Annotated in this window: 4 protein-coding genes and 1 pseudogene; 2 read left to right on the top strand and 3 right to left on the bottom strand. The window is 67.9% G+C overall.

Annotated features, from left to right (window positions below; all coding sequences use genetic code 11):
* Positions 1-74 precede the first annotated feature (74 nt).
* Positions 75-278 (top strand): hypothetical protein, encoded by a 204-nt coding sequence (locus tag NHG85_RS15310; protein ID WP_253333884.1) that lies wholly within the window; start codon positions 75-77, stop codon positions 276-278.
* Here the strand turns inward: NHG85_RS15310 and NHG85_RS15305 are convergent.
* Complete coding sequence (locus NHG85_RS15305; protein WP_253333882.1) at positions 275-1,117, bottom strand: LysR family transcriptional regulator; 843 nt, start codon at positions 1,115-1,117, stop codon at positions 275-277. The genes NHG85_RS15310 and NHG85_RS15305 overlap by 4 nt on opposite strands.
* Positions 1,118-1,305: 188 nt before the next feature.
* Between NHG85_RS15305 and NHG85_RS15300 the strand changes: the two genes are divergently transcribed.
* Complete coding sequence (locus tag NHG85_RS15300) at positions 1,306-2,421, top strand: S-(hydroxymethyl)glutathione dehydrogenase/class III alcohol dehydrogenase (RefSeq protein ID WP_253333885.1); 1,116 nt, start codon at positions 1,306-1,308, stop codon at positions 2,419-2,421.
* A gap of 195 nt (positions 2,422-2,616) precedes the next feature.
* Here NHG85_RS15300 and NHG85_RS15295 read toward each other — a convergent pair whose 3' ends face one another.
* Positions 2,617-3,741, bottom strand: a complete 1,125-nt coding sequence (locus tag NHG85_RS15295; protein WP_253333880.1) for a DSD1 family PLP-dependent enzyme — start codon at positions 3,739-3,741, stop codon at positions 2,617-2,619.
* A 224-nt stretch (positions 3,742-3,965) separates the two neighbouring features.
* Positions 3,966-4,252 (bottom strand): annotated as a pseudogene (locus tag NHG85_RS15290) (aminotransferase class V-fold PLP-dependent enzyme); the annotation flags it as partial.

Here is a 4,252-nt window from a genome sequence, read left to right as displayed (position 1 = left end):
CACCGAAGCCGCCGCCGAGCTGGAGCTGCGGCAATATTACGAGACGGTTCACCCGAAAGGGCAGGAGGTGATGCTTGGCTGACGAGATCGACCTGATCCTGCTGCCCGAGGCGCTGTTCGACGGCGAGGCGCTCGGGCTGGGCGGCGAGTTGGGGCGCATCTTTCCGGGGCAGCGCGCCTCGGTCATCCTGCTCACCCATGAGCTGGAGGCGTGCGGGACCATCGTCGATGGGCAGCTGCCCGGTGGGGGCAGGGCGTCGGGCCGCTCGGGGGCCTAACCGGATCGGTCGAGGCGCTCGGCCAGGAAATCCAGCAGCAGCCTGACCTTGGACGATAGATGCCTGTTCGGCGGATATACCGCCCAGACGCCTTCTTCCGGCGGCTGGAACTCTTCCAGAACCGCCACGAGTTTCTCTTCGGCCACGGCGGTGCGCAGGTAGTAGTCCGGCAGTTGCACCAACCCCACCCCTCTGACGGCCGCGTCGAGCAGGCTCCAGCCGCTGTTGCACCGCAGGCTTCCGTGAACCCGCAGCTGCCGCAAGCGTTTGTTTTGCCGAAACCGCCAATGGTCCAGCGTGCCTTGCAGGCAGTTGTGGTGCGACAGGTCGCCGGGTTGCTGCGGCGTTCCCCGGCAGGCGAGATAGGCGGGGCTGGCGCAGACATGCAGCGTCCGGGCCGCAAGGCGCGTGGCGATGAGGCTCGAATCCTGGAGCGTTCCGAGCCGGATCGCCAGGTCGTAGCCCTCCGCCACCAGATCGATCTTCTGATTGGTCAGCGTCAGCGTCACCTCGAGCGCGGGATGCCGCGTGAGAAACTCGTTGACCAACGGACCGATGGCGCTTTCGCCGAAGGTGACGGGGGCGGTGAGGGACAATCGCCCGGCCGGCGCGGCGTTGATCCGGGTCACCGCGCGCTCGGCCTCGGCCAGCCCGTCGAGCACGGGCCGGATATGGGCGTGGTAGGTTTCTCCCTGCTCGGTCAGGGAAACGCTGCGCGTCGTCCGGTGCAGGAGCTTCACGCCCAGCCGGGCCTCCAGCGCGCTGACCCGGCGGCTGACCTGCGCGGTCGAGATGCCGAGCCGGGCGGCGGCCCGGGTGAAGCTCAGCGTGCGGGCCACGGCCGCGAACTCCCCGACCCCTTCCCAATCCTGCATCGCCTCCCCTCCGATCTTTGCGCCTGTGCAATGGTGTTTTCCCGAACCGGCGATTAACGCGCCCGGTGAATTAATGTAAGTGCGCTCCAAGCCGCGCATCGCCGCGATTTTCCGATCCGCCAAGACAGGAGCGCCAGACCATGGCAGAGACCATCACTTGCAAGGCCGCGGTCGCCTGGGCCGCAGGGGAGCCGCTTTCAATCGAGGAGATCGAGGTGGCACCGCCCAAGGCGGGCGAGGTGCGAGTGCGCATCATCGCCACCGGCGTCTGCCACACCGATGCCTTCACCCTCTCGGGCGACGATCCCGAGGGGATCTTTCCTTCGGTGCTGGGCCATGAGGGCGGCGGCATCGTCGAATCCATCGGCGAGGGCGTCACCAGCGTCGCGGTGGGCGATCACGTGATCCCGCTCTACACGCCCGAATGCGGCGAGTGCAAATTCTGCCGTTCGGGCAAGACCAACCTGTGCCAGAAGATCCGCGAGACGCAGGGCAAGGGTTTGATGCCCGACGGCACGACGCGGTTTTCCAAGGACGGCCGGTCGATCCATCACTACATGGGCTGCTCGACCTTTTCGGAATACACGGTCCTGCCCGAGATCTCGCTCGCCAAGGTCAACCCCGAGGCGCCGCTCGAAGAGGTCTGCCTGCTGGGCTGCGGCGTCACCACCGGCATGGGCGCCGTGATGAACACCGCCAAGGTCGAGGAGGGCGCGACGGTCGCGATCTTCGGGCTCGGCGGCATCGGCCTGTCGGCGATCATCGGCGCGACCATGGCCAAGGCGGGCCGGATCATCGCCATCGACATCAACGAGAGCAAGTTCGAGCTGGCGCGCCAGCTCGGCGCCACCGACTGCGTGAACCCCAAGGATCACGACAAGCCGATCCAGGAGGTCATCGTCGAGATGACGGATGGCGGCGTCGATTACTCCTTCGAGTGCATCGGCAACGTCAACGTCATGCGCTCGGCGCTGGAATGCTGCCACAAGGGCTGGGGCGAGAGCGTGGTGATCGGCGTCGCCGGCGCGGGTCAGGAGATTTCGACCCGTCCGTTCCAGCTCGTCACCGGCCGGGTCTGGCGCGGATCGGCCTTCGGCGGCGTCAAGGGCCGCTCGGAGCTGCCCGATTACGTGGAGCGCTATCTCGCGGGCGAGTTCAAGCTGAGCGATTTCATCACCCACACCATGCCGCTCGAGCAGATCAACGAGGCGTTCGAGCTGATGCATGAGGGCAAGAGCATCCGCAGCGTGATCCATTACGCCGCATGAAGCAGGGCCCGCGCGACTGGGTGTCGCGCGGGCCGTCATCGGCGGAATGACGGCTTGAGTCTCGCTGGCCGGAACCTGCCGCCGGGGCGGTGCGGCACACCGGGTGTCATCGCTCTTCTCCAACGATAAACACCTTCCCCCTTTTCCTGTGAGAACCCGGGGGTATGGGCATTGGTTCGGGGCTGCCGTCGCGCCCTACCAGCCGCCGAACCGGTGCCAGACCTTCGGCGCGCCGCCCGCGGCGGGCAGGAGATGGTAGCGATCATGCTGCGCGGCGGTCGCGCAGGCGTGGTTGGGGAGAATGCGCAGGCGGGTGCCTATGGGCAGGTCCGGCAGCGCCGCATCCGCGCCCGGACGCAACGAGACGACCCCGTGCTCCTGATTGGCGCTGCCGACGATCAGGCCGTCCAGGATCCGCCCCTCCGCGTCGCAAACGAGGCCATAGCCCTGATCCACGTCCTGCGCCGCTGTGCCGCGATCGCGTGACATCGCCATCCAACCGGCATCGATCATGATCCAGCCCTTGTCGCGCTGATGCCCGATGACGGTGGTCAGAACCGACAGCGCGATGTCCTCCGTCTCGCAGACCTCGATGCCCGCCATCACGAGATCGAAGAACATGTAGACGCCGGCGCGCAGCTCGGTGACGCCCGTCAGGTCGCGCGCGGCATGGGCGGTCGGCGTCGATCCGACGCTGACGGCGGGGCAGGGCAGCCCGTCCCGGCGCAGGACCTCGGCCGCCGCGACGACCGCGCGGCGTTCGCGCTCGGCGAACTCGGCATGGGCGGCTTCGCCGCGCACGCCGTAGCTGTCGCCCGCATGGGTCATCACGCCGCGCAGGCATTCCGCGCCGTACAGGATGCGCCCGATCTCGATCAGCGCCGGATCCTCGGCGCGGCGTCCGCCGCGATGGCCGTCGCTGTCGATTTCGATCAGCGCCGGCACCCGCGCCTCGGCCACGGCCTTTGCCTGCTCGGGGCTGTCGAGGATGACGGTGAGATCGCAGCCCCCCTCGCGCAAGGCCTGCACGCGGGCAAGCTTCTGCGGGGCGATCCCGACGGCATAGAGAATGTCGCCGTGGCCGGCGGCGTGGAACGCCTCCGCCTCGGCCAGGGTGGAGACGGTGATCGGGCCGGGCATGTCGCCGCCGAGACGGCGCGCGATCTCGATGCATTTGGCCGTCTTCAGATGCGGTCTCAGGGACACGCCCAACGCGCGGGCCCGGGCCGCGAGCCGTTCGATGTTGCGGGTCATCTTTCCTTCGTCGAGCAGCAAGGCGGGCGTCGCAAGATCTTCGATGCGGGTCGGGTCGGTTGTCACGAAGCGATCTTTCCTGTCGGCTGGTCTGCAAATCGGGATGGTCGTCGGGTCCACGACATCGGAGCATGATCCTCTCCGGCAAGCGGGTCCAGCCGGGATCGCCGAGAAACCCGAGCGACTATCCCGTCTTGGCGCTGGTCCGGGCGACCGGTTCGGCGGTGGCGGCTTGGTATCGGGGGCATACCTCACAGCGCCATGCGCACCGGATCGCTGCGGCTCCCCTTCTAGGCGGCGGTCATCCCGAATATGGCCCTCTCGGCATTGGCTTCATATCGGTCGCGGTGCCGCAGCGCCGCGTCTGGCAGGGCAGTGATCGCACCGAGCACCGCATCTATCTCGTCCTCCGACATCATGGGCGACAGGTTGCAGCGCACGAAGCCGGGTTTGGCCAATTCTTCGCCCGAGAGGATCCGGGCGCGCAGCGCAGCGGACGCGGCCGCGTCGATGCCGAGCAGACGGTGCACGTAGGGCCCCGCGCAGGCGCAGCCGCCGCGCGCCTGCACGCCGAACA

The sequence above is a fragment of the Limimaricola litoreus genome (genome assembly GCF_024159025.1).
In the GTDB taxonomy this organism is placed as follows: Bacteria; Pseudomonadota; Alphaproteobacteria; order Rhodobacterales; family Rhodobacteraceae; genus Limimaricola; species Limimaricola litoreus.
This window is presented reverse-complemented; position numbering and strand designations above follow the sequence as displayed.